Raw genomic sequence first — 2,104 nt, 5'->3', positions numbered from 1 at the left:
GGCAGGTAGGCGCCGCCGGCCGCCAGCACGCCGAGGAGCACGACGGGAAGGTCGAGCCCGCGTTCCATGCGGACGCCGACCGGCTGGTCCACCCGCGCCTGCAGCCCCGCCGCGACGTCGCGGGCCCGCTCGGCCAGCTCGCGGTAGGTCAGCCGGTCGCCCTCGAAGACCAGCGCCGTCGCGTCCGGGGTGCGCTCGGCCTGCTCGAAGACCAGCTCGTGCAGGAGCCCGCCCGGGTGGTCGGACGCGGTGGAGTTCCAGAGCGCGAGCAGGGCCGCGTCCTGCGGCGAGACGCCGATGTCCCCTGACAACGCGCGCAGGTAGTGATCCCGGATCGCCGCGACCTGGTCGGCGGGGAACTGCGTGCTGTCGTAGGAGATGGTCAGCGTCAGCCCACCGCCCGGCGTCCGGACGAAGGCCGCGCTGAAGGCGAAGTCGGTCTGCTCGAAGAAGTCCTGGCCCTCGATGGGCGTGGCGGCGGCGCCGCGCACCTGGAAGTCGCGGAAGTCCACGTGCGTGTCCAGCAGGCGCGCGCGGCCGCTGGCCCGCTGGATCTCGAAGAGCGGGAAATGCCGGTACGGCAGCGCCGCCACCTCCGCCTGGAAGACCCGCTGGACCAGGTCGGGAGCGTCGGCGCGCACGCGCAGCGGGACGGTGTTGAGGAACAGGCCCAGCACCTCGTCGCCGGCCTCGCTCTCCGGGCGGCTGTGCGTGAGCATCCCCGTGAGGACGTCCGGGTCGCCGGTGAGCAGGGCCATGACGCGCGCGTGCGCCGCGAGCAGCACCGAACGCAGCGGCACCCGGGCGGCGGCCGCCTCCTCGGCCAGCGCCTTCGCCAGATCGCCGGGGAGCGCCGTGGCCAGCACCTCGACCTTGCGCGGTCCGCCGGTGGGGTAGCCGGGCATCCGGGGCAGCCGGCCCTCCGGCGCCTCGGCGACCGCGTCCCGCCAGAACTCCGCCGCCTCCGGCCGGGCGAGCACGGCCTTCTCGGCCGCCACCAGGTCGCGGAAGCGGGCCGCCGGCGCCTCCACCGGCAGCCCGGGGGTCGCATAGCGCTCCAGCAGCTCGCTGACCAGCCTCGCGACGCTCCACCCGTCGAGGATCGCGTGGTGGAAGTAGACGGTCAGCGCGAACCGGTCGGCTTCGGGCCGTACGTGGACGCGTAGCAGGGGAGCCCGCGTCCAGTCGAACGGCCCGTACTCCGGCTCGCTCCCTGAGACGGTCAGCGGGATCTCGGCACGGTCGTGCACGAGCTGGACGGGCTCGCTGAACCCGGTCAGGTCGAAGGACGTCCGCAGCACGTCGTGCCGCGCCGACAGCTCCTCCAGCGCCCTGACCAGCGCCGTCTCGTCGAACGTGCCGCGTAACGTGAGCGTGGTGTGGTCGTGGAAGGTCACGCCGTCCAGCTCGCTGTGGTACAGCATCCCGGCCTGGAGCGCGCTGAGCGGGTAGGCATCGATGATCATCGCGTGAGCCTCTCTCTGTCCGCCAGGCTGAGCAGGTCGAAGGCTCCCGCCGTGGTTTCCGGTACGGCCTCCCGCGGCCGCAGGACGGCGGCCAGTTCGGCGACCGCCTGGTGGGTGAACAGGTGCTGCAGTTCCACGCCGTAGCCCATGGCGCGCAGCCGGGCCACGACCTTCAGACTGCTGATCGAGTCGCCGCCGACGGCGAAGAAGGTGTCGTTCCGGCCGGGCCGGTCGAGGCCGAGAACCTCCTGCCAGACCTGCGCGACGGCATGTTCCGCCTCGCCGCGCGGCGGCTCCCACGGCAGGTCGGCCGGGCGCTCGGGCGCGGGCAGGGCGGCGCGGTCGAGCTTGCCGCTGGAGGTGACGGGCAGGCGGTCCAGCCGCACCCACGCCGTCGGGATCATGAAGTCCGGCAGCAGGTCGGACAGGTCCGGGACGTCGCCGACGACGTAGCCGACCAGGCGGCCGTCCACGAGCTCGGCCGCCGCGGCCGCGACGCCCGGCCGTGCGCGCAGGACGGCCTCGATCTCTCCCAGCTCCACACGCATGCCGCGGATCTTGACCTGGTGGTCGGTGCGGCCGAGGTATTCGAGTTCGCCGGTGGGGAGCCAGCGGGCGAGGTCGCCGGTTTTGTAGAG

Annotated in this window: 2 protein-coding genes; both read right to left on the bottom strand. The window is 73.5% G+C overall.

Annotated elements, in window-relative coordinates; translation table 11 throughout:
• A partial coding sequence (locus tag ABZ815_RS52735; protein ID WP_357711134.1) for a condensation domain-containing protein occupies window positions 1-1,466 on the bottom strand: 1,466 nt, incomplete at its 3' end.
• A partial coding sequence (locus tag ABZ815_RS52730; protein ID WP_357711132.1) for a phosphopantetheine-binding protein occupies window positions 1,463-2,104 on the bottom strand: 642 nt, incomplete at its 5' end. The genes ABZ815_RS52735 and ABZ815_RS52730, both read right to left, overlap by 4 nt.

Source organism: Nonomuraea sp. NPDC047529 (genome assembly GCF_040642995.1).
Classification (GTDB): domain Bacteria; phylum Actinomycetota; class Actinomycetes; order Streptosporangiales; family Streptosporangiaceae; genus Nonomuraea.
Note: the sequence above shows the minus strand (reverse complement) of the source record. Positions and strands in the feature narration are given on the sequence as shown.